The organism is Pseudomonas azadiae, from assembly GCF_019145355.1.
GTDB classification, from domain to species: domain Bacteria; phylum Pseudomonadota; class Gammaproteobacteria; order Pseudomonadales; family Pseudomonadaceae; genus Aquipseudomonas; species Aquipseudomonas azadiae.
Genome location: NZ_JAHSTY010000001.1, coordinates 923534 through 949303 on the forward strand (window position 1 = coordinate 923534; position 25770 = coordinate 949303).

The 25770-nt window shown below is 60.0% G+C and carries 25 protein-coding genes; 16 read left to right on the forward strand and 9 right to left on the reverse strand.

Features of this window, described 5'->3' with window-relative positions:
- Positions 1-30: 30 nt before the first annotated feature.
- The 3 genes from KVG91_RS04105 (at position 31) to KVG91_RS04115 (ending at position 1721) form a co-directional block, all read left to right on the forward strand.
- Entirely contained in the window at positions 31-621 is a 591-nt protein-coding gene (locus KVG91_RS04105) for a cysteine hydrolase family protein (RefSeq protein WP_169375057.1), read from the forward strand.
- Positions 622-767: 146 nt separating this feature from the next.
- Positions 768-1088: a hypothetical protein gene (locus KVG91_RS04110; protein ID WP_169375058.1), complete on the forward strand. Its 321-nt coding sequence runs from the start codon at positions 768-770 to the stop codon at positions 1086-1088.
- Between the two features lie 75 nt (positions 1089-1163).
- Positions 1164-1721, forward strand: coding sequence for a Smr/MutS family protein (locus KVG91_RS04115; protein WP_016976371.1), 558 nt, complete (start codon positions 1164-1166; stop codon positions 1719-1721).
- A 52-nt stretch (positions 1722-1773) separates the two neighbouring features.
- On the opposite strand, the gene KVG91_RS04120 is transcribed toward KVG91_RS04115, so the two are convergent.
- Entirely contained in the window at positions 1774-1962 is a 189-nt protein-coding gene (locus tag KVG91_RS04120; RefSeq protein ID WP_169375059.1) for a hypothetical protein, read from the reverse strand.
- Entirely contained in the window at positions 1959-2690 is a 732-nt protein-coding gene (locus KVG91_RS04125) for a zeta toxin family protein (protein WP_169375060.1), read from the reverse strand. Before KVG91_RS04125 ends, KVG91_RS04120 begins: the two co-directional genes overlap by 4 nt.
- Positions 2691-2874: 184 nt before the next feature.
- On the opposite strand from KVG91_RS04125, the gene folE reads away from it, so the two are divergent.
- Both folE and KVG91_RS04135 read left to right on the forward strand, forming a co-directional pair.
- Positions 2875-3420 (forward strand): GTP cyclohydrolase I FolE, encoded by a 546-nt coding sequence (folE, locus tag KVG91_RS04130; protein WP_003175229.1) that lies wholly within the window; start codon positions 2875-2877, stop codon positions 3418-3420.
- A gap of 103 nt (positions 3421-3523) precedes the next feature.
- On the forward strand, positions 3524-3895 hold the full coding sequence (locus KVG91_RS04135) for a glutaredoxin family protein (RefSeq protein ID WP_169375061.1): 372 nt from the start codon (positions 3524-3526) through the stop codon (positions 3893-3895).
- Between the two features lie 108 nt (positions 3896-4003).
- On the opposite strand, the gene KVG91_RS04140 is transcribed toward KVG91_RS04135, so the two are convergent.
- From KVG91_RS04140 to KVG91_RS04150, 3 genes are read right to left on the reverse strand one after another with little or no spacing between them, the layout of a single operon-like run.
- Entirely contained in the window at positions 4004-4330 is a 327-nt protein-coding gene (locus tag KVG91_RS04140; protein WP_169375062.1) for an AtuA-related protein, read from the reverse strand.
- Positions 4327-5652, reverse strand: a complete 1326-nt coding sequence (locus KVG91_RS04145; RefSeq protein WP_169375063.1) for an acyclic terpene utilization AtuA family protein — start codon at positions 5650-5652, stop codon at positions 4327-4329. The genes KVG91_RS04140 and KVG91_RS04145 overlap by 4 nt, the downstream gene beginning before the upstream one ends.
- 1 nt (position 5653) lies before the next feature.
- Positions 5654-6946, reverse strand: coding sequence for a CitMHS family transporter (locus KVG91_RS04150; protein WP_169375064.1), 1293 nt, complete (start codon positions 6944-6946; stop codon positions 5654-5656).
- Positions 6947-7071: 125 nt separating this feature from the next.
- On the opposite strand from KVG91_RS04150, the gene KVG91_RS04155 reads away from it, so the two are divergent.
- Positions 7072-7968, forward strand: coding sequence for a LysR family transcriptional regulator (locus tag KVG91_RS04155; RefSeq protein WP_169375065.1), 897 nt, complete (start codon positions 7072-7074; stop codon positions 7966-7968).
- A 102-nt stretch (positions 7969-8070) separates the two neighbouring features.
- Here KVG91_RS04155 and KVG91_RS04160 read toward each other — a convergent pair whose 3' ends face one another.
- Together KVG91_RS04160 and KVG91_RS04165 are read right to left on the reverse strand one after the other, a co-directional pair.
- Positions 8071-8673: a glutathione S-transferase family protein gene (locus tag KVG91_RS04160; RefSeq protein WP_169375066.1), complete on the reverse strand. Its 603-nt coding sequence runs from the start codon at positions 8671-8673 to the stop codon at positions 8071-8073.
- A 10-nt stretch (positions 8674-8683) separates the two neighbouring features.
- Positions 8684-9850 (reverse strand): aminotransferase-like domain-containing protein, encoded by a 1167-nt coding sequence (locus tag KVG91_RS04165; protein WP_169375067.1) that lies wholly within the window; start codon positions 9848-9850, stop codon positions 8684-8686.
- Positions 9851-9932: 82 nt separating this feature from the next.
- On the opposite strand from KVG91_RS04165, the gene KVG91_RS04170 reads away from it, so the two are divergent.
- The 3 genes from KVG91_RS04170 to KVG91_RS04180 all read left to right on the forward strand — a co-directional run bounded on the left by KVG91_RS04170 (position 9933) and on the right by KVG91_RS04180 (position 12537).
- Complete coding sequence (locus tag KVG91_RS04170; RefSeq protein ID WP_169375068.1) at positions 9933-10367, forward strand: MarR family winged helix-turn-helix transcriptional regulator; 435 nt, start codon at positions 9933-9935, stop codon at positions 10365-10367.
- 177 nt (positions 10368-10544) lie between these two features.
- Positions 10545-11891, forward strand: a complete 1347-nt coding sequence (locus KVG91_RS04175; RefSeq protein WP_169375069.1) for an NCS2 family permease — start codon at positions 10545-10547, stop codon at positions 11889-11891.
- 10 nt (positions 11892-11901) lie between these two features.
- Positions 11902-12537, forward strand: a complete 636-nt coding sequence (locus KVG91_RS04180; RefSeq protein ID WP_169375070.1) for a LysE family translocator — start codon at positions 11902-11904, stop codon at positions 12535-12537.
- Here KVG91_RS04180 and KVG91_RS04185 read toward each other — a convergent pair.
- Both KVG91_RS04185 and uraH read right to left on the reverse strand, forming a co-directional pair.
- Positions 12524-17758: a dermonecrotic toxin domain-containing protein gene (locus KVG91_RS04185; protein WP_178115012.1), complete on the reverse strand. Its 5235-nt coding sequence runs from the start codon at positions 17756-17758 to the stop codon at positions 12524-12526. The two genes, KVG91_RS04180 and KVG91_RS04185, sit on opposite strands and share 14 nt — an antisense overlap.
- Before the next feature lie 145 nt (positions 17759-17903).
- Positions 17904-18257, reverse strand: coding sequence for a hydroxyisourate hydrolase (gene uraH / locus KVG91_RS04190; RefSeq protein WP_169375071.1), 354 nt, complete (start codon positions 18255-18257; stop codon positions 17904-17906).
- Positions 18258-18647: 390 nt separating this feature from the next.
- On the opposite strand from uraH, the gene puuE reads away from it, so the two are divergent.
- The 7 genes from puuE to KVG91_RS04225 all read left to right on the forward strand — a co-directional run bounded on the left by puuE (position 18648) and on the right by KVG91_RS04225 (position 25760).
- The gene (puuE, locus tag KVG91_RS04195; protein WP_169375072.1) at positions 18648-19574 is read left to right on the forward strand and encodes an allantoinase PuuE; all 927 of its coding nucleotides are present in this window, start codon (positions 18648-18650) and stop codon (positions 19572-19574) included.
- A complete protein-coding gene (uraD, locus tag KVG91_RS04200) occupies positions 19571-20086 on the forward strand; it encodes a 2-oxo-4-hydroxy-4-carboxy-5-ureidoimidazoline decarboxylase (RefSeq protein ID WP_169375073.1) in 516 nt (171 codons plus the stop codon). The genes puuE and uraD overlap by 4 nt, the downstream gene beginning before the upstream one ends.
- Before the next feature lie 40 nt (positions 20087-20126).
- On the forward strand, positions 20127-21122 hold the full coding sequence (gene alc / locus KVG91_RS04205; protein ID WP_169375074.1) for an allantoicase: 996 nt from the start codon (positions 20127-20129) through the stop codon (positions 21120-21122).
- A 184-nt stretch (positions 21123-21306) separates the two neighbouring features.
- Positions 21307-21810, forward strand: a complete 504-nt coding sequence (locus tag KVG91_RS04210; protein WP_169378478.1) for an ureidoglycolate lyase — start codon at positions 21307-21309, stop codon at positions 21808-21810.
- Positions 21811-21861: 51 nt separating this feature from the next.
- Positions 21862-23145 (forward strand): urate hydroxylase PuuD, encoded by a 1284-nt coding sequence (locus KVG91_RS04215; RefSeq protein WP_217894867.1) that lies wholly within the window; start codon positions 21862-21864, stop codon positions 23143-23145.
- Between the two features lie 253 nt (positions 23146-23398).
- On the forward strand, positions 23399-24748 hold the full coding sequence (locus tag KVG91_RS04220; RefSeq protein ID WP_169378598.1) for a nucleobase:cation symporter-2 family protein: 1350 nt from the start codon (positions 23399-23401) through the stop codon (positions 24746-24748).
- 226 nt (positions 24749-24974) lie between these two features.
- Positions 24975-25760 (forward strand): outer membrane protein OmpK, encoded by a 786-nt coding sequence (locus KVG91_RS04225; RefSeq protein ID WP_169378599.1) that lies wholly within the window; start codon positions 24975-24977, stop codon positions 25758-25760.
- Positions 25761-25770 lie beyond the last annotated feature (10 nt).

Genomic DNA, 25770 nt, shown 5'->3' on the forward strand with positions numbered 1-25770 from the left:
CGCAAAAGCCCCCCTCACAGGAGCCCCAGAATGTCCGTTCCAAAGACGATGTTTCAACTCAGCGGTCGTGGTTACGCAGCAGCGAACCTCAGCCATGCGACCCTCGTGATCATCGACGCCCAGAAGGAATACCTCAGCGGCCCGCTCGCCCTGTCCGGCATGGACGCGGCGGTCAACAACATCAAGCAGCTTGTATCATCGGCGCGCAACGCCGGGCGCCCGATTGTGCACGTGCGCCACCTGGGCACGGTGGGCGGCCTGTTTGACCCCCAGGGCGAGCGCGGCGAGTTCATCCCGGGGCTCGAACCTGAAGGTGACGAAACCATCATCGGCAAGCTGTTGCCCAGTGCCTTTCACGGCACCGGCCTGGAAAAGCATCTGCAGGATCTTGGTTCCCTGGACCTGATCGTCTGCGGTTTCATGAGCCATTCCAGTGTCAGCACAACAGTGCGCGCCGCCAAAAACCTGGGCTTTCGCTGCACCCTGGTCGAAGATGCCTGCGCCACCCGTGACCTGCCTTACAAAGGCGGCGTCCTCAGCGCCGAACATGTACAGCAGACCGAAATGGCGATCATGGCCGACAACTTCGCCACCCTTGCGCTGACCAAAGACCTGATCTGATTTAAACAAGCGCCGACGAGCGACGCGGCAATGTTTATTGCCCCGCTCATCCGCAAAGCCCTTTCATTTGGCGCATTTACCCCTCGCCCCGGAACAACCTGTGTATTGTCCGGTCGAAGGGCCGATACCCTGGAGGAAAGGTCGGAATGAAGATATCCGATGGTTTTGATGCTCGTCGCTTGCGCCCCAAGGGCCCGAGCAACTGGCGTCTGCGCCTGGTGGCCGGCATTGCCGCGCTGCTGGCGATGGTAGGTTTGCTGTTGGCCGGCGCTGGTGGCGCCGGCCTGTTTGGTCATTCGCCGGCGCTTGGCGAGCTGAATGCCAGCCCTGGCGGCTCGGCGATTCTGTTGGCGATCGGCTTGCTGATGCTGTGGCTGGGCGTGTGGTTATGGCGGCGCAGCCGTCGGAAAATGCGCCAGCCGTTGTCGCTCAACATCGCTTCGCACCTGATGAAAAAGCACGACTGATGGCGCTTGGATAGCGTTTCCTGCGCCCTGGCCGCCGCGATTTAGGTAAACTGCCCGCCCTTCGCGGAGGCCACCATGCAAGACGACGATTTTTCCCTGTTCAAGAACGAGCTGCGCGGCGTCAAGCCGATCAAGCATGACCGTGCCGACACCGGCAAACCCAAGGCCGACCGGGCGCAGATCGCCAAGCTGCGCCAGGCCGCGACCGTGCGCACCGACGCCACCACCGTGGACGGCCTGTCGGACCAATTCGTGATCGACGTCGGCCCCGAAGACGAGCTGATGTGGGCCCGCGATGGCGTGCAGGAAAGCCAGATGCGCAAGCTCAAGGCCGGCCAGATCCCGTTCGAGGGCAGTCTTGATTTGCACGGCATGAACGTGGAGAAAGCCCGGGAAACCCTGTGGGCCTTCCTTGCCGAAGCGACCAAATTCGAAATCCGCTGCGTGCGCGTCACCCACGGCAAGGCCGTGCGGCTGGACGGCAAGCGCCCGATGATCAAGAGTCACGTCAACACCTGGCTGCGCCAACACGCCCAGGTGCTCGGCTTTACCTCGTGCCAGGCCCGCCACGGCGGCGCGGGCGCGGTGTATGTGATGCTCAAGCGCACCATGATGGAAGGGCGCGACGAGTGAACATGAAAAAGCCCAGCACTCAGGCTGGGCTTTGGCTCAATGAGCTGGATGTCTAGTTGCTATTAACCTTTTGAGACTTCTTTTCTTCGGCTAAAGAGATCACAGCTTTTTGCATCGTTATCGCAGTATTGGCTGCGCTTCGATACACCGCACGCTTTTCTTCTACCGAACAGTTGCGGAAAAAGTCCGACATGGTCGTTGATTGATATTTTTCTACCGATTCCGTGATTCCGCCTTTCATAAGGCTGCTCCGGTCAAGATTTGCTCAAGTTGATCTGGATGGTAGGGCTGCCTGACAAACTCGTCAACGTCGTCAGCCGAAAGGTCGATACCGACCTCTGCATCACCACCGTCCGTGTCCTTGATGAGCACGTCGACCTGAAGGCGATCCTGAAACTCGCGCTTTAGCTGACAAACCGTCGCCTTTGATGCGTAAAACTGACGAACAAACTCCTTGCAGGGAATGTTCCTTCCTTCGATAGCTTCACGTGCCAACACAAACTCCCAGGCTAACGTCGGTTTCTGATAAACATAGATCACTTGAACCGATCGGTTTTTCTTATCGAGAGCACGCTGAACATTTTTTCGGGCAACATCAAGATTCGCAAGTGTTCCATCCAAAAGGAACGACTGGCGCTGTTGATAAACAAGGTCGACGGTCCGTTCCACGATGGCTGTTACACCACGCTGGAAAAGACTTGAGTTCCCACCTGTGTACTCAGGGAAATATTCTCTAAAGTCGTCAGGATCGATACGAAGAGCAGTCGATCCATGGGCCTCCATCAAACGGATGAAAGACTTCGAAACTTCTGTTTTGCCTGCGCCAGGGGAACCGGCCATAAAGACTGACACTGGATACTCTTCACCCGGATATCGACTCAGGCAGGCCAATTCCCTGGCTATTTGTGTACGATTTGCCTTGGCAAAGAGTACGGCACGTTCAGAAATGCTTCGCTCCAGCGGTGTCATCAGGTCCCCCTCAAAGATGGCTGACTCTAACACCGGGATCGCCAAGGAATACAACTGTCGGCGCACCTAAGCTACTATGTGCGCCATCAATCAGCACCCTATGCGTTACACCCGCTGAAAACTGCGCTTCACATTGGTACAGGCATACACCGTACCGTTCTGAAACCCATACGGAAACAGCCCTGTGACATTGGAACAAAACTACACCGCGATACTCGGCCAGCTCGGCGAGGACGTTTCCCGCGAGGGCCTGCTCGACACGCCAAAACGTGCCGCCAAGGCGATGCAGTACCTTTGCCGCGGCTATGAGCAGACACTGGAAGAAGTCACCAATGGTGCCTTGTTCAGCTCTGACAACAGCGAAATGGTGCTGGTCAAGGACATCGAGTTGTACTCGTTGTGCGAACACCATTTGCTGCCGTTTATCGGCAAGGCCCACGTGGCGTATATCCCGAGCGGCAAAGTGCTGGGCCTGTCGAAGGTCGCGCGGATCGTCGACATGTATGCGCGTCGCCTGCAGATCCAGGAAAATCTCAGCCGCCAGATCGCCGATGCGGTGCTGCAGGTGACCGGTGCCCTGGGCGTGGCCGTGGTGATCGAGGCCAAGCACATGTGCATGATGATGCGCGGGGTCGAGAAGCAGAATTCGTCGATGATCACGTCGGTGATGCTCGGTGAGTTCCGCGAAAACGCGGCCACCCGCAGCGAGTTTCTCAGCCTGATCAAGTAACGGGCTGCGCAGGAAAGAACCGGCGTTCATCGCCGGTTTTTTTTCGCCTGGCAAAAATCAGGTAAGCTGCGGCCCCTTCTGTCATGGGCAAGAGGTTTCAGCCATGTTCGTCAAAGCACTTCGAGTGGGTCTCGGCCAACTCATCATCGCGGGCGACTACCTTACCCGCCCACGCAAAAAACAACGCAGCGCCGAGCAACAGGCGCAGGTGAACGCAGCGGCCAAGGAATTGACCCTGTATCAGTTCCACGCGTGCCCGTTCTGCGTGAAGACCCGCCGCACCCTGCACCGCCTGAATGTGCCGGTGGCGTTGAAGGACGCGAAGAACAACCCACAGGACCGCCAGACCCTGCTGGAGCAAGGCGGCAAGATCAAGGTGCCGTGCCTGCGGATCGAAGAAAATGGCCAGACCACCTGGATGTATGACTCCAAGGCGATCATCGAGTACCTGGACCAGCGGTTTGCCGCGGTCTGACAGACACTGCAAACCCCTGTGGGAGCTGGCTTGCCTGCGATGGCATCACCTCGGCACACCTGAGCTACCGCGTCGTCTGCATCGCAGGCAAGCCAGCTCCCACAGGATCTACGCCGGTCTTAAATCCTGTATTTCCAAAGCCAATAGCGCCGACCCCAGGCACTTGCCGTGGGCATCCAGCGCCAGCGAACGGGTGACGCCACCGCGCAGGATCCCCGGCAGCACGAAGTTCAACGCCTGCACGTTGGGCAATTCATAGCGTTTCACCGGCGCCGCGCCTGCTTCCAGCAAGCCGGCGAAGAACTCGGCCACACGCTCGGCCGTCAAGTGTTCGCACAGCAACGGATAATCCTCGGCGCGATAGGCAATGATCGAGATATTCGACGTGTCGCCCTTATCCCCGGTGCGGGAATGGGCCAGCGTGTGCAGCTTCATGCTTCGATCCTCGGGTTGACCACGTTACGCGGCAGCAGCAACGAGGCTACCGCCACCACTTGGCGCACGCTTTTGCTCGCGCCGCCGCCGCCCGACGGGCCGTTGGTGTAGAGGGTTTCCACTTCATTGCCCACACGCACGGCTTCGCTGCGTTCCTCACAGCGCGCGGCCACGCGCAGGCGCACTTCCCAGGGCTCGACGCCGCTGCGCGGGCCATGGAGCGAGTCCATGCCGATCAGCTCGGCGCGCACGTCCTGCATCTTCACGCCGATCAATTCAAGACGCTTGAGGACCACATCCCTTGCCAATTGGGCTCGTGCGACAGCGCCGGGGCCGCCGTAGGACATCTGCCCTTCACCGATCCAACCTTCCAGGTAGCCGACGCTGACCTTCAACTGCTCGGGTCGCGCACGACCGCCGGCGCCCTGGGCGCGAACGCGATCAACGGCCTCCTCGACAAACCCCACCCGGGAAAAATCCGCCGTCACATCCGGCGTGAGGTACGCGGCCGGGTCGTGCACCTCGTAGATAAGCTGTTCAGTGCAGGTGGCACGGCTGACCCGCCCACCGGAACCGGCAACCTTGGTGATCACGGCTGCACCGTCGGCATTGATCTCAGCCAGGGGGAAGCCCAGCCGAGCCAGGTCGTCCACGTCCTTGAAACCAGGGTCGGCAAAGTACCCACCGCTGACTTGCCCGGCACATTCGAGCAAATGCCCCACCAACGTACCGCGCCCCAGGCGCTGCCAATCGTCCTCCGCCCAGCCGAATTCAAACATCTGCGGCGCCAGGAACAGCGATGGGTCAGCCACGCGCCCGGTTATGACGATGTCGGCATCTGCGCGCAAAGCCTGCAGGATGCCGTCGACGCCCAGGTAGGCATTCGCCGAAATCAGCCGCTCGCCCAAGGCGCCGACGGTCTGGCCGTTATCCAGCAAAAATTCGGGCTGCAATGCCTTCAGCACGTCGTCGCCGACGACAGCGACCACCTTGAGGTCAAGGCCCAACGCGGCGGCGATCCGCCGCACTTCAATGGCCGCCGACACCGGGTTGGCCGCGCCCATATTGGTGATAACCCGCAGACGGCGACGCCCGGCCTGCGTACCAACGAAGGGCAACACGCGGCGCATGCGCTCGCTGAGCAAGGGGTCGTAACCGCCGCTGGGATCGCTGATTCGCACCTGTTGCGCCAAGGCAATCGTGCGTTCGGCCAGGCACTCGAACACCAGGTAATCGAGGTCGCCCTGCTCGGCCAGTTCCACGGCAGGTTCGATACGGTCGCCGGAATAGCCGGCGCCGGAACCGATGCGCAAGGTTTTCATATCAGATAACTCCCAGGAGCAACGCGGTCAGGGTCATCAACACCGACGCGGCAAACAGAAACGGAATGGTAAAACGCTGGTGATCGGCCAATTCGATCTTGCACAGGCCCACCAGCAGGAAGGTCGCAGGGGTCAGCGGGCTGACCGGGAAACCGGTGGTGTGCACGCCCAGCAACGAGGCCTGGGCCACTTGCAACGGATCGACGCCCAAAGCCTTGCCGACCTCCGCGATTACCGGCATCACGCCAAAATAGTAGGAATCAGGATCGAACAGCATGCTCAACGGCATGGAGATAAAGCCTACAACCGCCGGGATCAGCTTGCCGTGGCCGGCCGGAATCTGCGCCACCGCCACTTCGGCGATGGCCTTGAGCATGCCGGTGCCCTGCATGATGCCGGTGAACACGCCGGCCGCCAGCAGGATACTGGCCATGGTCAGCGCGGTCTTCGCATGCGCATCGATACGGGCGCGCTGGGCGTCGACGTTCGGGTAGTTGATGCACAGCGCGATCACCGTACCGAGCATGAACATCACCACCGGATCGACCCAGCCGGCGATCATCACCACCATCACCAGCACCGTCAGAATCAGGTTGACCCAGAACAGACGCGGGCGGCGCAGCTTGATGTCGTCGTCACTGAGCACCCGCTGCGGCATGGCGTCCACGCTGGAACCGGCGCCGAGGCCCAGGCGTTTTTCTTCGCGATGGCCCAGCCACCAGGCGCAGGCGAAGACAAAGATCAGGCCGACGATCTGCACCGGAATCAGTGGTTGGAACAAATCCGCCACCGGCACATGCAAGGCCGCCGACGAGCGCAGCACCGGGCCGGTCCAGGGCAGGAAGTTGACCCCGGCCGCCATCGCACAGACACACGCGAGGATGCGCTTATCGATCCCCAGCCGGGTATACAAGGGCAGCATGGCGGGCACCGTCACCAGGAAGGTCACCGCGCCGGAGCCGTCGAGGTGCACCAGCAGCGCCAAGGTCGCGGTACCTACGACAATTCGTGTAGGACGCGTCCCTACCGTGCGCAGGATGCGATCAATGATGGGGTCGAGCATGCCAGCATCGGTCATGATCCCGAAAAACAGGATCGCGAACACAAACATGCCCACCACGGGGGCGACGTTCTTGATGCCGGTGATGATAAAGGCGCTGGTCTGCAGGCCGAACCCGCCAAGCAGTGCGGCGATGATCGGCAAGGCGATCAGGGCCACCAGCGGTGAGAGGCGTTTGCTCATGACGGCAGCGAGCAGGCACAGGATGGTGATGACACCCAGGGTTGCGAGCATGGGTTACTCCAGGGCGGCCTTGGTGGCCGGTTATTGTTTTCCACGGAGTATTGGAAGCGCGGTAGTCTTTGTAAATTGGAATATTCACCTGCTGGCGTTCGGAAAAACAAAATGAAGCATTCCCTATGAAGAACAGCATCCAACACATCCAGGCCTTCCTTGCGGTGGCGCGCACAGGCAGTTTCACCAAGGCGGCCAATGAGCTGCACCTGTCACCCTCGGCGCTCACGGTGCAAGTGCAACAATTGGAAGACTGGCTCGGCGTCGCCCTGCTCGACCGCAGCCCGCGCCACGTCAGCATCACCGCCGCGGGCCAGGAAGCCCGCGGGCCGATGGAAAAACTGCTGCTGGACCTGGATAACATCGTCACCGGCTCCCGTGACCTCGCCGCGCTGCGCCGGGGCGTGGTCACCCTTGCCGCCCTGCCCTCGGTGTGCGCCGGCACGCTGGCGCCGGTGCTGCGCCTGTTTCGTGAGCGTTTTGCCGGGATCGACGTGCGCCTGCATGACCTGGTGGCCCATCGCATTCATGCCCAGGTGCGTTCCGGCGAAGTGGATTTCGGCATTGGCGTACGCGCGCGGCTCAGCCATGGCCTGGAATTCGTAGCGGTGCTGAATGACCGATTGTGTGCGTTTGTACCGCAGGATCATCCCCTCGCCCGCCATCGCCAACTGACCTTGGGGCAACTGGCGGACCAGCCGATCATCCTCACCGGGCGCGACAGCAGCGTGCGTGAACACGTGGATGCCTTATTCGACGAGACACGGCTGACGATGAACGCCGGCATGGAAGCCAACTACATGTCGACGGTGTTGGCACTGGTGCGCCAGGGGCTGGGGATCAGTGTGCTGCCCGAGTCGGCGGCGGACAGTCTGGAGGGGTTGAAGCGCATCCACATCGATCATCCTGGGGTGAATAGGGAGATCGGGTTGATCAGTCGCAGCGGGGTTGCACTAAGCCCGGCCGCACAGCGCTGCTTTGATCTGCTCAAAGACGAATTATCTGACACAGCGCAGCGCTAATGTGGGAGCGGGCTTGCTCGCGAAAGCGGAATGTCAGTCACTGATGATTTGACTGAACCACAGCTTTCGCGAGCAAGCCCGCTCCCACAGTCGAACCTGCGTTTAATCCAGCATAGCGATATGTTTAGGATGGCTGGCCACACGCGTCAACCATGCCTGCACCGCCGGATAAGGCGTCAGATCAAACCCACCCTCATGCGCCACATGGGTGTAGGCATACAAGGCGATATCGGCAATCGAATACTGCTCGCCCACCAGGAATGGCGTGGCTTGCAACTGACGCTCCATGACCTTCAGCGCCTTGTATCCGCCCTTATGGGTGGTTTTGTATTCCTCCAGGCGATCCTGCGGCATGTTCAGGTAAAACTGGATAAACCGCGCCACCGCAATGTACGGCTCGTGGCTGTATTGCTCGAAAAACTGCCACTGCAACACTTGCGTACGCAGGCGCGGCTCGGTGGGCAGGAACTCACTGCCATCGGCGAGGAAGTTGAGGATCGCGTTGGACTCCCACAGGCACGTGCCGTCTTCGAGCTCCAGCACGGGGATCTTGCCGTTGGGGTTCTTGGCCAGGAATTCGGCGGTCTGGGTGTCACCCTTGAGGATGTCCACATCGACCCATTGGTACGGGATGCCCAGCAGGCTCAGCATCAATTTGACCTTGTAGCAGTTGCCCGACTTGTAATCGCCATAAACCTTGTACATGGGGCTCCCCTTATGCCGCTTGCGCGTGCTGTGCTTGACGGACCACCGCGGCCAGGCGCTTGAGACCTTCGTCCAGGCGGGCCGGGTCGATATGGCTGAAATTGAGTCGCAACGAGCCCAGGTGCTGGTCCGGCTCGGAAAAGAACGGTTCACCGGGCATGAACGCGACGTTCTGGTCGAGCGCGTGAGCCAACAAGGTGCGGGTATCGAGCGGCTGTTTCAAGGTCAGCCAGAAGAATAATCCGCCTTGGGGCACTTGCCAGTCGGCCAGGTCGGCGAAGTGGTGCGCCAGTGCGGCCTGGAACGCATCGCGGCGGTCGCGATAGAAACTGCGCAACTCCACCAGGTGTTGCTGGTATTTTTGCGTGCCGATCCACTGCATCGCCTGCCATTGGCCGACGCGGTTGGTGTGCAGGTCCGCCGACTGCTTGAGCTTGAGCAGGTGGGGGAACAGGTCTGGGCTGGCGATCAGGTAGCCGACACGCAGGCCGGGCAGCAAGGTCTTGGACACCGTGCCGGTGTAGATCCAGCTGGCTTTTTGCAGGCGGGCGACAATGGGTTTGGCGCTGGCGCCGTCGAAGGTCAACTCGCGGTAGGGTTCGTCTTCGATCAACGTCACGCCGAACTCATCGAGCAGCGCGGCGACGGCTTCGCGCTTGGCCTCGCTGTAGCGCACCGCAGACGGGTTCTGGAAGGTGGGGATCAGGTAGATGAACGCCGGGCGATGGCGTTCGAGGTTGCTGCGCAACGCGCCCAGGTCGGGGCCGTCGGCTTCCAGCTGGACCGTGAGGCAATCGGCGCCGAACAGTTGGAAGATCTGCAAGGCCGCCAGGTAAGTCGGGCCCTCCAGCAGGATCTGCGTGCCGTTGTCGATATACAGCTTGGCCGCCAGGTCGAGGGTTTGCTGGGAACCGCTGACCACCAGCACCTGGCTGGCCTGACAGTGGATACCCAGGGCACGCGCCTCGGCAGCGAGCTGTTCACGCAACTGCGGCTCGCCTTCGCTCATGCCGTATTGGCCGATGTTCAGCGGCATGTCGTCCCAGTTCAGCGCCGGCAGCATGGCTTCGGCGGGCAAGCCGCCAGCGAACGACATCACTTCCGGTCGCTGGGCCGCCGCGAGGATTTCACGGATCAAGGAGCTTTTGAGGCGCGTAACACGTTCAGAGAAGGCCATGGAGGTCACCGGTAGCGAAGCCTGGGGAAAATACGTCAAACTGGTTGACCGAAATTACGACGACTCACACGGATACGTCAATATGCTTGACCTTAAAAACCCCATCGCCCAGCAAGAAGCCATGCAAGCGTTCTTCTTCGGCTACCAGGCGTTCACCGCCAAGGCCGACGAAATGCTCGAGCGCCGCGGCCTGAGCCGGGTGCATCAGCGCATCGTGTTTTTTATTGCGCGCTACCCGACGTTAAGCGTGAAGGAACTGCTGGAATTGCTGGGCGTGAGCAAGCAGGCACTGAACATCCCGCTGCGTCAGTTGCAGGAAATGCACTTGGTGCACAGCGTGGCGTCCGAGACCGACAAGCGTAAACGCCTGCTGGAACTGACCGACGAGGGGCTGCGCTTCGAGCAGTCGCTGCGCCGTGAGCAGGTCAAGTTGTTGCAGCGCGCCTTCAGTGAAGCCGGCGAAGCCGCCGTGGCCGGGTGGCTGGCCGTCAATCAGGCACTGAGTGCCGTGAACTAGCTTTTCATCGCACTATTCGAAAACATTATTTGCTTTCTTTGTATACAAAAGCATAATTCGCTTCGTGCGAGTTCCTGACCTATTGGTCAACAAAGCCCGCCAGTACCTCACAGCGCGGTTACCCACTTGCGTGGCCCGCGCTGGAAATAACAATAAAACTCTTGAGGAGTACTTGCTGTGGATAGCCGCAAATCCGAAGCCCCTACGCTGGATCTTTCCCCGCCCCACAACGGCTGGCTGGAACGCCTGTTCAAACTGCGCTTGCATGGCACCACAGTGAAGACCGAGCTGATCGCCGGCCTCACGACCTTTATCACCATGGCCTACATCATCTTCGTCAACCCCAATATCATGGCCGACGCCGGCATTGATCACGGTGCCGCGTTCGTCGCCACGTGCATCGCCGCCGCGCTGGGCTGCCTGTTGATGGGCCTGTATGCCAACTGGCCGGTGGGCCTGGCGCCGGGCATGGGCCTGAATGCGTTTTTCACCTACACCGTGGTCGGCACCATGGGCTACACCTGGGAAACCGCGCTGGGGGCCGTGTTCATTTCCGGCGTGCTGTTCATGGCCCTGACCCTTTCGCGGGTACGCGAATGGCTGCTCAATAGCATTCCCGTGAGCCTGCGCCACGCCATGGGCGCGGGTGTCGGCCTGTTTCTCGGGGTGATCGGCCTGAAGACTGCCGGAATCATCGTCGACAGCCCGGCCACGTTGATCAAGCTCGGCTCATTGCATGAACCGGCACCGTTGCTGGCGGCCATTTGCTTCCTGCTGATCGCCATCCTCAGTTATCACCGTGTATTCGGCGCGATCCTGATCAGCATCATCGCCGTCACGCTGGCCGGTTGGGGCCTGGGGCTGGTGCAATACAATGGCATCCTCGCCACGCCGCCAAGCCTGGCGCCGACCTGGATGGCGATGGACGTAAAAGGTGTATTCAATATCAGCATGATCAGCGTTGTATTTGCTTTTCTCTTTGTACACATGTTTGATACCGCAGGTACACTGATGGGCGTCGCGCAACGGGCCGGCCTGGTCAACGCTGATGGCAAGATCGATAACCTGTCCCGCGCGTTGAAAGCCGACAGCGCTTCCAGCGTGTTTGGCGCCATGGTCGGTGTGCCGCCGGTGACCAGCTACGTGGAAAGTGCCGCCGGTGTTGCCGCTGGCGGCCGTACCGGGCTGACCGCCGTGACCGTGGGCGTGTTGTTTGTGGCGGCGATGTTTTTTGCACCGCTGGCCGGCATGATCCCGGCCTATGCCACCGCCGGCGCGCTGATCTACGTGGCGATGCTGATGATGGCAAGCATGGCCCATATCAATTGGGACGAAGCCACCGACAGCATTCCGGCGATTGTCACGGCGATCATGATGCCGCTGACTTTCTCGGTCGCCGACGGCATTGCGTTGGGTTTTATCACCTACGTGGCGCTCAAGACCGGCACCGGCAAGTACCGCGAAATCTCCGTGAGCCTGTGGGTGCTGTGTGCGATCTTTATCGCCAAATTCATATTTCTGTAAGGAGCAATGGATGAACCTGGAAACCTGGCTACTGTTCAGCGGCGCAGCCTTGGTGGTGATCCTGATACCGGGGCCACTCTCCCTGCTGATGATCAGCAACAGCCTCAACTATGGCCTGCGCCGCTCGTATCCAGCGTTTCTCGGTGGGGTGTTTGCCTCGATCTGCCTGCTCAGCGCCTCGGCACTGGGGCTGGGTGCCCTGCTGCTGGCGTCGGAGCAGTTGTTCAGCGCCTTGAAGATTGTCGGCGCGGTGTACCTGTTCTACCTCGCCTGGCAGAGCTGGCAGCAATCGCGACAACCGGCTCAAGCCGCCGAGGTACCGTACAGCGCGCCCGTGCCACGGTTTCGTGCGCTGTTCGGCCGGGCCTTCGTGCTGGGCGCGAGCAACCCCAAGGACATTCTGTTCTTTGCCGCGTTTTTGCCGCAGTTTCTTAGCAGCGAACAGCCATTTCTAGCGCAACTGCTGAGCATGATCTTCACTTGGGTCGTGCTCGATCTGCTCTGCAAATTGGCATACGGTGTGGGTGCACAGGGCGCAGCGCGCTACCTGCGCAACGGCAGTGGCCAGCGTTGGTTCAACCGCGTCAGTGCCGGGTTATTCGGTGGCGCTGGCGTAATGGCACTGATAAAGGCTAGGACCGGCTGACTTTGGCAAAATAGACACTCGATTCGCGCCCCGCCTGACTGCTCCACTGAATACCCGCAACGATCGGGACGAGACGGTTTTCGCCCATGGCGCTGTTGACGCTTGCCAGTGGAAGCACGTCCGGATTACTGCGGATAGTCTCAGTTAACCACCGATCCGTCAGGCGCGTTTTCAAATCGATCGTCCCACCGTACGTCCAATGGATTGACAAGTAGTAAACGTTATTGGAAAGAGGATGAGTCACGATCAATTCATGCGTGGGCTTATTGAAATGGCTAACCAACACGTCTTGCACGTCAAAGCCTTGCTGCTGCAACACGTCTGTGATGGCCTGGCGCATCGCGATGTTGCGCTGAGCCGCCCGCTTGGGGTACGGGGATCGAAGCGTGGGATCTAAACCCGTGGTCCTGAAGTCGACGCGCGTAAAGCCCGGCGCCTCGCCTTCCATACCGATGAATATCGATTTGACTTGCCTGTCGGTGGGCCGCAGCATTCTCAGCAAATCATCCGTCTGCCCCGGTTGCGCGGGGGCCGGGGGCAGCCAGTCGTCTAACGTCGCACGCACATTGAGCATATGACTGGCCGTTGCAGGGCGCTCCGGACCTGATAACTCGATCATCCGTGCCACTGTAAAATCTCGGCTTTTGATGGTCATGGTGGGAAACGCCGTGCCGACAGACTCCGGCAGCGACCTATCAAACAGAGGGGCATGGAGCTGCCACCCGCCCGTTGGCGTGCGCGACGCAGGCAGGGGCTGTTCATGCCGTGCTGTGCTTGTCCAACGTTCAATATCAACGCGGGCCAATGAAACCAGTGGTTCATCCTTTGTGATAAACACGATATTACCTAGAGACACCTGCCCCCCCTGGGGGAGCAATCGGTAATAACCGCTCAAAGGATCGTTCAGACTCGTATAGGGCGGGGCCAAACGAAGAACATTGTAGGAAAATCCTCGATTATCTACCGGGACGTGAAAGATCCCGGGCGACGGGGAAGTCAACTGCTGAGGGTTCGGAATCTGCGTACGCCAATCCAGCCAGTGGGTGGACGTGGTGGAGGATTGGAGTATCTGGCTTTCCGTAGTCCTGCGCAACACGGGTGGCCACCAGTCCGGCGGCGGCGGTACCGGGGCTGTCCACGGGCTAAGCACGCTCGAACTCGTTCCGGCCACCGGTGGAGGTGCGTCCGCGCCGAGTAACCACTCCCTGGACTGGTGGATATCCAGAATCAGCTCGTCCTGACCCGGCGACTGCCGATTTTTCAGGCGAAACCATTGCTCGCTGTCCCGTTTGTAAACCGGATAATGGTGTGTGTTATCCGCCACAAACAACTCGCCATGTTTGGCGTAGACACCCGTTTGACCCGGCCCTTTCAACGCCACGGCACCCTCAGGCACCGATTTGATCTTGAAACGCTCCAGCGCCTGAAGTTGCTTTACAGATGACGCCGAACGGGCAATGCCTCCCGGCTCCACACGCCAATGGCGGATCCGCCCCAACGCCGCGGGCAGAGCAGGCCGAATGGCGGAAGCCACCGCAACCCCCGTCTTCTTGGGGCCCGGTACAAAAGTCGTGATCAGATTGACCATAAAGAATTTTGTCGTATCGGCCAACAATCGCTTATCACTGGGATCGCCCGAATGCTGATAACGCCGCGCCGCATCGTATAACGCATGAATGTCACTAAATATTCCGAGTATTGGAACAAAGGTACTTAACAGCATCCGAATATTGGCGACTCTGTCGTCGCGAAGGCGGCGGATTCGGTATTCCTCCAGCGCCTTACTGGAGTAACTGGCCGCTTGTGTCTGGCGCTGCAACTCCTGCACCTTGCCACGGTATAGCAACGCCTGGGCATCGCCGTTGGATGTGGCGACAATCGCCAGCCAGTCCTGCGGATCACAGGCAATCTGCTCGAGCACTTGTTCCTCTATTACATCAAGCGACAGCGAGGGTTCCAGATGCTTCACGCGGGAGCTTCGAGTCCATCGCCAAATCCCTTTCACAAAGGAAATAACGGGGGATACGTCAAGGATGTTGATAGCCGCTGGATCAAACAGAGAATGGGTCGCCTGAAAGGCCCAGCCGGGAGCGACCTGTCGTGCCAGCGCCTTGACGTTATCTGGCAATGCGCCGAGACGGTTCAATTCAGCGCTGGCCTTTTCAAGGCTGCTGTACTCAGTGAGCGCCAGGGCGAACGGGGCCTGCGGCCAATAGACCACGCAACGCTGCGAGCGCTTGTCCTGCATGACCACTATCCCTGCGACATAGCGGTCATGCAGCAGGGTATGTCCCACCAAATGAACCACGTGCAGTTGTAACTCGTGCTGGTTGTTCAACATGTCCTGGGGCGTGCGTGCGGCCATTGCGGTGCGCAATACGCTCTGCGCTTGCGCCGACAGCCCCTGTTGCGCCGCTGAAAACAGATGGTGTTCAACACCGGCGCGCAATGCGCGATTCAATAACTCGGGGATACGTCCTTCGCTGAGCGGATGGTTGGGATTAACGGGCGGGTAAAAAACCTCGTTGATCAACGCGTCGTACCGGCCGCCGATATCCAGCGAAGAGATGAGTTGTCTTAAATGACCCGTCGAGAGGCTGTCTGGCCACGTCCATCGCAGCGGGCAAGCACGGTTTAATTTATGCTGCGTCCAGGGTGCCAGCGGGTCCAGGTTATGCAGCGCCAGCGCCAGCAGACTGAAGGCTCTGCATGAAGAAGACGGGGGCAATGTTTTTTGCGGGTCTTTCAGGAGACAAGCGTCTTTATGATCGCAATACGTGCCGTGAATATCACCGGACATCGCTATAAAGGGCTCGTCCAGCCCAATTCCCAGGGCGATTCCGTCACGACGCAAACGGGCGGTCAACGCATGGCGCGCATACGTGTTCAAGTCCGGCAGACGTTGTTCAAGCCGAGTTAAAAATGCCCAGGCGCTGATCGTATAAAGCTTCTGCGAGCGTCTGAAGTGTCTACGTTGCGCACGCGTTGCCCCTGCCAACCATGCCGGCAGTTTTTTAGCTTCACGCGCGACCTTGCGCAGCAACTCAATATTCGCCTGCGCGCGGCTCAGCGCGCTGTTGACGGGAACCTGCAATTGTTGCTCCAGCTCAGTCAGCAGCAGCTCGCGGCTCAGCTCGGCATTTTTGACCTCGCTGAAAATACGCGTGATGTCATCGGTGCTTTTGTACAAGCGATCACAGCTTCCAAGGAGCTTCTTGATGGAGGCCAATGCCGGCTTCTGATGGATGGGCACGTAGCGTACTTCCAGAGTTTCACGCACCGCATGTGCGCGTATGTCGTTACGCTTATCGCGCGCGACACTGCGCCACAGCACGGAACCGTCCCGACTGACGAGGCTTGTCTTGACACCGCGGGTAAGTGCGTCCAGTCCGTAAAACGGTATCACCCCGCCCTCTTCTCCGAAAGCGTATAGCACCACGGGAAGTTGGCGAAGCGGGACCCTCACCGCCGCTGCGGTCGTCACCACCCAGATGTTAAGGAGCGAGTAAAAGGCATCCAGCTCGCTGCCGATAGCGATCGACAGCACCTGGGTTTGACTGCCAAGGCGCCGGGCGGCCAAAGGCTGCTCCACCACTTCAATCACCAAGTCACGATGCGCCGTACTCAGCAGCTTAAGCCTGTGTTGCACCTGCACCTCACAGCGCAAGGCCTCGGTTTGGGCTCGCATAAACGACACAACCCGCCTGGGCGCCTCGTGCCCGCCGGGACGCGCAGACCAAAAGTCAAGGTTGAGCAACCGTTGCCGGGCACCCTGCGACAGTGCATTCACGGTTTGGGCGTGAATCTTGAGTTGGCCCAGCAACGCAACGATTTCCTGGTAGGCCGGTGTCTCGGCGCTTGGATCTTGCGGATCCAGCAGCGCGACCAGGCCTTTTTCGTAACGCTTGATCTGCTGCTCTGCCGTGCGCAGAGCCAAACCGGGCGCGGTACTGGCAAAGATAATTTCCTTGCTGCGTCGCTGGTGGTCCCACTTGAGCAATTCGTCACGCAGCTCGCCGAGCCGAGCTCTGCCGACCAGTCGTTTCCTGTTGCCCTCCACATACTTGAGGAAAGCGCCGACATCCAGCGGCTTCGGTCGCTCTAGGGCAAATACCTGCTTGTGATAAATCGTCGAAACACAGGCCAATTCATTATTCCATTGCTGCCTCAGCAGCTCTTGCGCCCCCAGCGCCAATGCATCCTCCAGAATCTCCGAGCCACGTGCCACGGTGGACGCAGGGGACAAATCCGCAGGGCGGCACAGCCCTTGGCGACGATTCAAGGGCAAGCATTGCCAGAGTTCGTCAAACCGCGACTGGCTCAGCTCCAGCACACCGCACTGAAGCGCGACAAACGAAGGGTACTCGTAGAAATTGCGGGCAATACCTGGCAGGTAAATGATGTGAGGCACACCGCTGGGGTCACCCTCACGGTAGATATGTAACGCACCTGGAATCACTGTTGCGGGCGTACCTGGCCAGAGTAGCTGGCCCACTCGCACACAGGCCCAATCCGCACCGGCGCGCTGACGCGCCTCAGCGCTCGGGGCATCAATCACGGCCTGGACCATGGCCATTCCGGTATTCGACAGCTCATCCAGTTGCAGCGCGATCAAGGCACGGTCGGCGAACAGTTCCGCGTGCAACGCTACCCAGCGTTCCCGGCGTGTCAGCCAGGAACCGTACGCCAACGTGTCCCAATAATTAGCGGCCGCGCGGACCAATCGCTCAAAAAGCCTCATCGCATCCAACCGTTGAAGTGCTTGCAACGGCGTCAACGTCAATCGATAGCCGGGCTTGCCTTTGAGGCTCAAGGTGGCTGACGAGGTGACACGGGGCTCAATCACGGGCTCGAAGAGCGACGACAATGCCCGACTTGTCAGGCTGTCGACTTTCTCGGGCTCATCGTCCTTCGCGGGCACTGTAAACAGCAGGTCATCCGGGTCCTCCGTGAACGCCTTGTGCAGCTCGGCGCGAATCACCTTCAAGACTGTCGGCGAGCGCCCCAGCAAATGTGTCAGCGTCTGCGACGACTCGCTGCAACGCATGTCGGCCAGGCAAATCTGATTGATCAGGCGGCTGGGCTGGGTAGAGGCGTTAATTTGCAGCGTCAATTGGTCGCGAATGGCCCATACCTCAGCTTCGTTGACCTCGTAGATGTCGGTGTCGAACGGAGGGCTGGAAACGGGAGCAGCGGACGAGTTCTCGGTAACCGAGGCCATGGTATTTTCTCTGATTGAGGGAAAACCAGCCTAGGTAACGCAGGTGCTCAAGGGGTGTTAGATAGTTGAGTGCGCAAAAAAAAGCCCGCAGTGTGAGCGGGCAAACAACCAACGAAGCGCTTTGGGGGCGTGAAGCGAGGTGACGCTAGCTACCGCGATAGGTGGAGTAGCTGTAGGGCGAAATCAGCAGCGGGACATGGTAGTGCTCCTGTTCGGCGCTGATGCCGAAGCGCAACACCACCACGTCAAGGAAAGCGGGCTCGGGCAACTGCACACCACGGGCGCGGTAGTAGTCACCGGCGCTGAATTGCAGCTGGTAGACACCGCTGCGGTAGCTGTCGCCTTGCAACAGTGGCGCGTCACAGCGGCCGTCGCTGTTGGTCAAGGTGGTGGCAACCCGTTCCAGTTGCGTGCCTTCGACGCGATACAGCTCAACCTTGATCGCGCTGCCGGGGCAGCCGTGCGCGGCGTCCAAAACGTGTGTGGTCAAACGTCCCATGGCGGTTACGCGCCTCCCGAAGTTAGTCATAGAGTGATCCGCACCTTTTCAGGGCATCGAAAAAGTCGGCGATGGCTGATTAAGACACTTTTTAAAAAAATTGTACACAATAAAAATCACAAAGCTTTGGATCCGCTTATTGTTATTGCCTGCCTCTGCAATCGACAGGTAATCCTTGCTTTTTAACGACCTTTTGTCCATTAGCTGACCAATCAGGCAAGTTTCTTGCTTCACCTTCAACACAGCACCTCGCGGAAAAAATGCAGAAATGCAGGCTTACAAAGTCGACGATAAGTTGTATACAATCACTCATCGCTGTGACGCCATCCAGTCATTTCACTGCCCGGCCGCCACACCTACCTGCTACCACGAACAAGAAGGAAGACTGCAGTGAGCGCTGACTACCCACGCGACCTGATCGGTTACGGCAGTAACCCTCCTCACCCCCACTGGCCGGGCAAGGCACGCATCGCGTTGTCTTTCGTACTCAACTACGAAGAAGGCGGTGAGCGCAACATCTTGCACGGCGATAAGGAGTCAGAAGCCTTTCTTTCGGAGATGGTCTCGGCCCAGCCGCTGCAAGGCGCGCGCAACATGAGCATGGAGTCGCTGTACGAATACGGCAGCCGTGCCGGGGTGTGGCGCATCCTCAAGCTGTTCAAGCAATTCGATATTCCGCTGACCGTCTTCGCCGTGGCCATGGCCGCCCAGCGCCACCCGGACGTGATCCGCGCCATGGTCGACGCCGGCCATGAGATCTGCAGCCACGGCTACCGCTGGATCGACTACCAGTACATGGACGAGGCCCAGGAGCGCGAGCATATGCTCGAAGCCATCCGCATCCTCACCGAACTCACTGGCGAGCGCCCGCTGGGCTGGTACACCGGGCGCACCGGCCCCAATACACGGCGGCTGGTGATGGAGGAAGGCGGCTTCCTCTATGACTGCGACACCTATGACGACGACCTGCCCTACTGGGAACCCAACAACCCGACCGGCAAGCCGCACCTGGTGATCCCCTACACCCTGGACACCAACGACATGCGTTTCACCCAGGTGCAGGGCTTCAACAAGGGCGACGACTTTTTCGAGTACCTCAAAGACGCGTTCGACGTGCTGTATGCCGAAGGCGCCGAAGCGCCGAAGATGCTTTCCATCGGCCTGCATTGCCGCCTGATCGGCCGCCCGGCACGCCTGGCGTCGTTGAAGCGTTTTATCGAGTACGCCAAAGGGCATGAACAGGTGTGGTTCACCCGGCGCGTGGACATTGCCCGCCACTGGCAGGAAACCCACCCGTACACGGGAGCCGCGAAATGACTGCATTCCAGACCCTCAAGCCGTCGAGCCTGAGCCGCGATGAATTCGTCGCCGCCTTCGCCGACATCTACGAACACTCGCCATGGGTGGCCGAAAAGGCCTTCGACCTGGGCCAGGATGCTTCGATCGACCAGATCGAAACCCTGCACCAGCGCATGAGCGACATCCTGTTGAGCGCTGATCACCAAAGCCAACTGGCGCTGATCAACGCTCACCCCGACCTGGCCGGCAAAGCTGCCGTCCAGGGCGAACTGACCCAAGCCAGCACCGATGAGCAAGCTGGCGCGGGGATTCACCAATGCTCGAGCGACGAGTTTTCTCGCTTCACCGAGCTGAACGAGGCCTACAAGGCCAAGTTCAAGTTTCCCTTCATCATGGCGGTAAAAGGCAGCAACCGGCATCAGATCCTGGCGGCGTTCGAAACGCGCATTCACCACTCGGTTGAAGCCGAATTCAATTGCGCGCTGGCCGAGATCAACAAGATCGCGTTGTTCCGATTACTGACCCTCTAACGACCATCCCCAGCCACTCCATCTAAGGCAGACAAGAAGAATGAAAGCTTACGCCGTACCTTTCGAAAAATTCGTCAACCTGGCCGACGCCCGCCTGGGCACCAAGATCATCTCGGTAACCGATGACTGGTTCGCCGACGCCAACCGCCTGTTCCAGCCGACCCCGGCCGTGTGGAAGGAGGGCGTTTTCGATGACAACGGCAAGTGGATGGACGGCTGGGAGTCGCGCCGCAAGCGTTTCGAGGGCTACGACAGCGCGGTGATCCAACTGGGCGTGCCCGGTTCGATCAAAGGCGTGGACATCGACACTTCATTCTTCACCGGCAACTACCCGCCGTCGGCATCGCTGGAAGCCTGCTTCCTGGCCTCGGGCGAGCCTGACGAGCACACCCAGTGGGTGGAAGTGCTGTCGGCCGTCGAGCTGCAAGGCAACAGCCACCACTATCACGAGATCAACAACGCGCAGGCGTTCAGCCACCTGCGTTTCAACATTTACCCGGATGGCGGCGTGGCCCGTCTGCGCGTGTACGGCGTGCCGTTCCGCGACTGGTCCGCGGTGGGCGACAACGAACAGGTCGACCTGGCCGCCGCACTGAACGGCGGCCGCGCGCTGGCCTGCTCCGATGAACACTTCGGGCGCATGAGCAACATCCTCAACCCAGGCCGTGGCATCAACATGGGCGATGGCTGGGAAACCGCACGGCGTCGCACGCCAGGCAATGATTGGGTGATCGTCGCGCTAGGCCACCCTGGCGAGATCGAAAAGATCATCGTCGACACTCTGCACTTCAAGGGCAACTACCCGGACACCTGCTCGATCCAGGGCGCGTTCGTCAAGGGCGGCACCGACAGCCAGATCGAAACCCAATCGCTGTTCTGGCGCGAACTGCTGCCGGCGCAGAAGCTGGAAATGCACGCCGAACATACCTTCGCCGAGCAGATCAAGGCACTGGGGCCGATTACCCACATTCGCCTGAATGTGTTCCCGGATGGTGGTGTGAGTCGCCTGCGGGTCCTGGGTAAAGTGTCGAAATAGACGCTGCTTTGTAGTGAGCGGGCTTGCCCCGCGCTGGGTGGCGAAGCCGCCCCAATCCAGCCACCGCGTTCTGCCAGACAGAACTCAGGCGCCTGGGTTTAGGGCGGCTTCGCCACCCAGCGCGGGACAAGCCCGCTCACTACAGAAGCAAAACAAACACACAGCCTCCGGATAAGAGACAGCCATGCGCACACTGATGATCGAACCCCTGACCAAAGAAGCCTTCGCCCCTTTCGGAGACGTTATCGAAACCGACGGCAGCGATCACTTCATGATCAACAACGGGTCGACCATGCGCTTTCACAAGCTGGCGACGGTCGAAACAGCACAGCCTGAAGACCACGCCATCATCAGCATCTTCCGCGCCGACGCGCAGTACATGCCGCTGACCGTGTGCATGCTGGAGAGACACCCGCTGGGCAGCCAGGCCTTCATCCCGCTGCTCGGCAACCCCTTTCTGATCGTGGTCGCGCCAGTTGGCGATGCACCTGTATCAGGCTTGGTCCGCGCCTTCGTCACCAACGGCAGGCAGGGCATCAATTACCATCGCGGCGTCTGGCACCACCCGGTGCTGACGATCGAAAAGCGGGATGACTTCCTGGTGGTTGATCGCAGTGGCACAGGCAATAACTGCGATGAGCATTTTTTTGAAGAGGATGAGCGGTTGATCCTCGCCCCCCACCAATAAGAGAAGGCCGGATCACCCGACAACAAGGGTGACAGGCGAGAGGTAAAGACTGTGGAAGCACATCTGTTGGAATGGCTGAACCTGAGCGTGCGCTGGGTTCACATGATCACTGGCGTCGCGTGGATCGGCGCTTCGTTCTACTTCGTCTGGCTGGAAAACAACCTTAACCGCGTCAACCCCAAAAACGGCCTGGCCGGTGACTTGTGGGCGATCCACGGTGGCGGTATCTACCACCTGGAAAAATACAAACTGGCCCCGCCGAGCATGCCGGACAACCTGCACTGGTTCAAATGGGAAGCCTATTTCACTTGGATGTCGGGCGTAGCGCTGCTGTGCGTGGTGTTCTATTGGAACCCGACGCTGTACCTGCTGGCCCCCGGCAGCAGCCTCAGCGGCACCGAAGGCGTCTTGCTGGGCATCGGCTCACTGTTCGTCGGCTGGTTCATCTACTCCTTTCTCTGTGACTCGGCACTGGGCAAACGCCCGGCCCTGCTCGGCTTGATCCTGTTCGTGCTGTTGATTGCCGCAGCCTATGGCTTCAGCAAGGTGTTCAGCGGACGCGGTGCGTACCTGCATGTGGGTGCGGTGATCGGGACGATCATGGTGGGCAACGTGTTCCGTATCATCATGCCCGCCCAGCGTGCACTGGTGGCGGCCATCGCCGAGAACCGCACGCCGGACCCGGCACTGCCGGCCAAAGGCTTGCTGCGTTCGCGCCACAACAACTACTTCACCCTGCCGGTGCTGTTCATCATGATCAGCAACCATTTCCCGAGCACCTATGGCAGCCAATACAACTGGCTGATCCTGGCGGGTATCGCGGTGGCGGCGGTGTTGGTGCGGCACTACTTCAACACCCGCCACAACAGCCAGAAGTATGCGTGGACCTTGCCGGTGGGCGCGTTGGCAATGATTTGCCTGGCCTACGTGACCGGTCCCAAGCCGGCCGTCGAAGTGGCCAAGGCGCCTGCGGCCATCGAGTACCAGCCATTGCCGGAAACCGCGCTGGGCGGCGGCTTGAAGCCCGCGGCGCCCGCGGCACCGGCGGCTGAGCCGGCACCGGCCCAGGCCACCACGGATTTCGGCCAGGTGCATCACGTGATCGAGCAGCGCTGCACGGTGTGCCATTCGGCCAAGCCCACCAGCCCGCTGTTCAGCACGGCGCCAGCCGGCGTGATGTTCGACACGCCGGAGCAGATCCAGCAACAGGCGGCGCGTATTCAAGCGCAGGCCGTGGCGAGTCAGATCATGCCGCTGGGCAACATTACCCAGATGACCCAGCAGGAAAGAGACCTGATCGGCACCTGGATCAACCAAGGAGCCCGCACCAACTGACTGTTTCACACCGTTCCCATGTGGGAGCTGGCTTGCCACAAATTCCTTGTAGTGAGCGGGCTTGCCCCGCGCTGGGTGGCGAAGCCGCCCCAATCCAGCCACCGCGTTCTGCCAGACAGAACTCAGGCGCCTGGGTTTAGGGCGGCTTCGCCACCCAGCGCGGGGCTAGCCCGCTCACTACAAGATGTGTAAGTACCCCCACAATTGAGATGCGTTCCAAACCACACAACAATAAAAAGATCCGAGGTGTTGCATGACCGAGTTAGTCGAACCGCAGATTCCCGCCGCGCCCGCCATGGTGCGGCTGCCCCTCTTGCAACTGATTCTGGTAGGCCTGCAACACGTCTTGCTGATGTACGGCGGCGCCGTCGCCGTGCCCCTGATCATCGGCCAGGCCGCGGGCCTCGGCCGTGAAGAAATCGCCTTCCTGATCAATGCCGACCTGCTGGTGGCCGGTATCGCCACCCTCGTGCAGTCGTTCGGCATCGGGCCGCTGGGCATCCGCATGCCGGTGATGATGGGCGCCAGTTTCGCCGCCGTCGGCAGCATGGTTGCCATGGCCGGCATGCCGGGCATCGGCTTGCAGGGCATTTTCGGCGCCACCATCGCCGCCGGGTTCTTTGGCATGCTGATTGCGCCGTTCATGTCCAAGGTGGTGCGCTTTTTCCCGCCGTTGGTGACCGGCACCGTGATCACCGCGATTGGCCTGTCGCTGTTCCCCGTCGCCGTGAACTGGGCCGGTGGCGGCAGCGCTGCCGCGACCTTCGGCTCGCCGATCTACCTGGCGATCGCCGCGCTGGTGCTGGGCACCATCCTATTGATCAACCGCTTCATGCGCGGCTTCTGGGTGAATATCTCGGTGCTGATCGGCATGGGCCTGGGTTACGCGTTGTGCGGCCTGCTTGGCATGGTCGACCTCAGTGGCCTGGCCCTGGCGCCGTGGGTGCAGGTGGTGACGCCGTTGCACTTTGGCATGCCGAAGTTTGAATTGGCGCCCATCTTGTCGATGTGCCTGGTGGTGGTGATCATCTTTGTCGAGTCCACGGGCATGTTCCTCGCGCTGGGCAAGATCACCGGCCAGGACGTCACGCCCAAGATGCTGCGCCGTGGCCTGCTGTGTGACGCCGGCGCATCGTTCTTTGCCGGGTTCTTCAATACGTTTACCCACTCTTCCTTCGCGCAGAACATCGGCCTGGTGCAGATGACCGGCGTGCGTTGCCGCTCGGTGACGATCATGGCCGGGGGCTTTCTGATCGTGCTGAGCCTGCTGCCCAAGGCCGCGTACCTGGTGGCGTCGATTCCACCGGCGGTACTGGGCGGCGCGGCGATCGCCATGTTCGGCATGGTCGCGGCCACTGGGATCAAGATCCTGCAAGAGGCCGATATTGCCGACCGTCGCAACCAATTGCTGGTGGCGGTGAGCATCGGCATGGGCCTGATCCCCGTGGTGCGCCCGGAGTTTTTCGCGCAACTGCCACTGTGGATGAGCCCGATTACCCACAGTGGCATCGCCATGGCCACCCTCAGCGCGTTGTCGCTGAATATCCTCTTCAACATTCTCGGCGGGGCCGAGCGCCCTGCGGCTGAGCACGCCCACACCTGAAGCATGCCCCATTGTCGCCCTGTGCGCGCTGTAACGGCGCACTTGAGCCCAGACGTGGGAGCCAGTATTCTCCGCGCCCGCTTGAATCGACGGTTTTCTACCGCCTTGGCGCGGCTTTTGCTATAGCCATAAAGCTGACCAATCAGACGAGTTTTTCAGCCAATCCAAAGGCGCCACACCAGAGCGCCAGCTTAAAAAACATAAAACTTTAACTCGGGAGCACCGAATGAAACCTATGTTCAAAGGCCTGATGCTGGCGGGATCCCTGCTGGCTGGTGGCCAAGCCGTGGCCGGTGATTTGCTGCAGTGGCAGAACAACAGCCTGACTTACCTGTGGGGCAAGAACTTTACCGTCAACCCGCAGATCCAGCAGACCGTCACGTTCGAACATGCCGACGCGTGGAAGTACGGCGACAACTTCTTCTTCCTTGACCGCATCTTTTACAACGGCAAGGAAGACGGCAACGTCGGTCCGAATACTTACTACGGCGAGTTCAGCCCGCGTTTGTCGTTCGGCAAGATTCTGGATAAAGACCTGTCCTTGGGCCCGATCAAGGATGTGCTGCTGGCCTTCACTTACGAGTTCGGCGAAGGCGACAACGAGTCGTACCTGCTGGGCCCGGCCTTTGACCTGAACATCCCTGGTTTCGACTACTTCCAACTGAACTTCTACCAGCGCCAGACCGAAGGCAACCGCCCGGGTGACGGCGTGTGGCAGATCACACCGGTGTGGTCGTACACCCTTCCCGTGGGCAACTCCGATGTGTTGATCGACGGTTTCATGGACTGGGTGGTGGACAACGACAAGAATGCCCGTGGCACCTATCACGCCAACCTGCACTTCAACCCGCAGGTTAAATATGACCTGGGCAAGGCGCTGCATTGGGGCGACAAACAGTTGTATGTCGGTTTTGAATATGACTACTGGAAAAACAAGTACGGGATCGAAGATTCGGGCGCGTTCAAGACGACTCAGGACACGGCGAGCTTCCTGGTCAAGTATCACTTCTAAACACAACCTG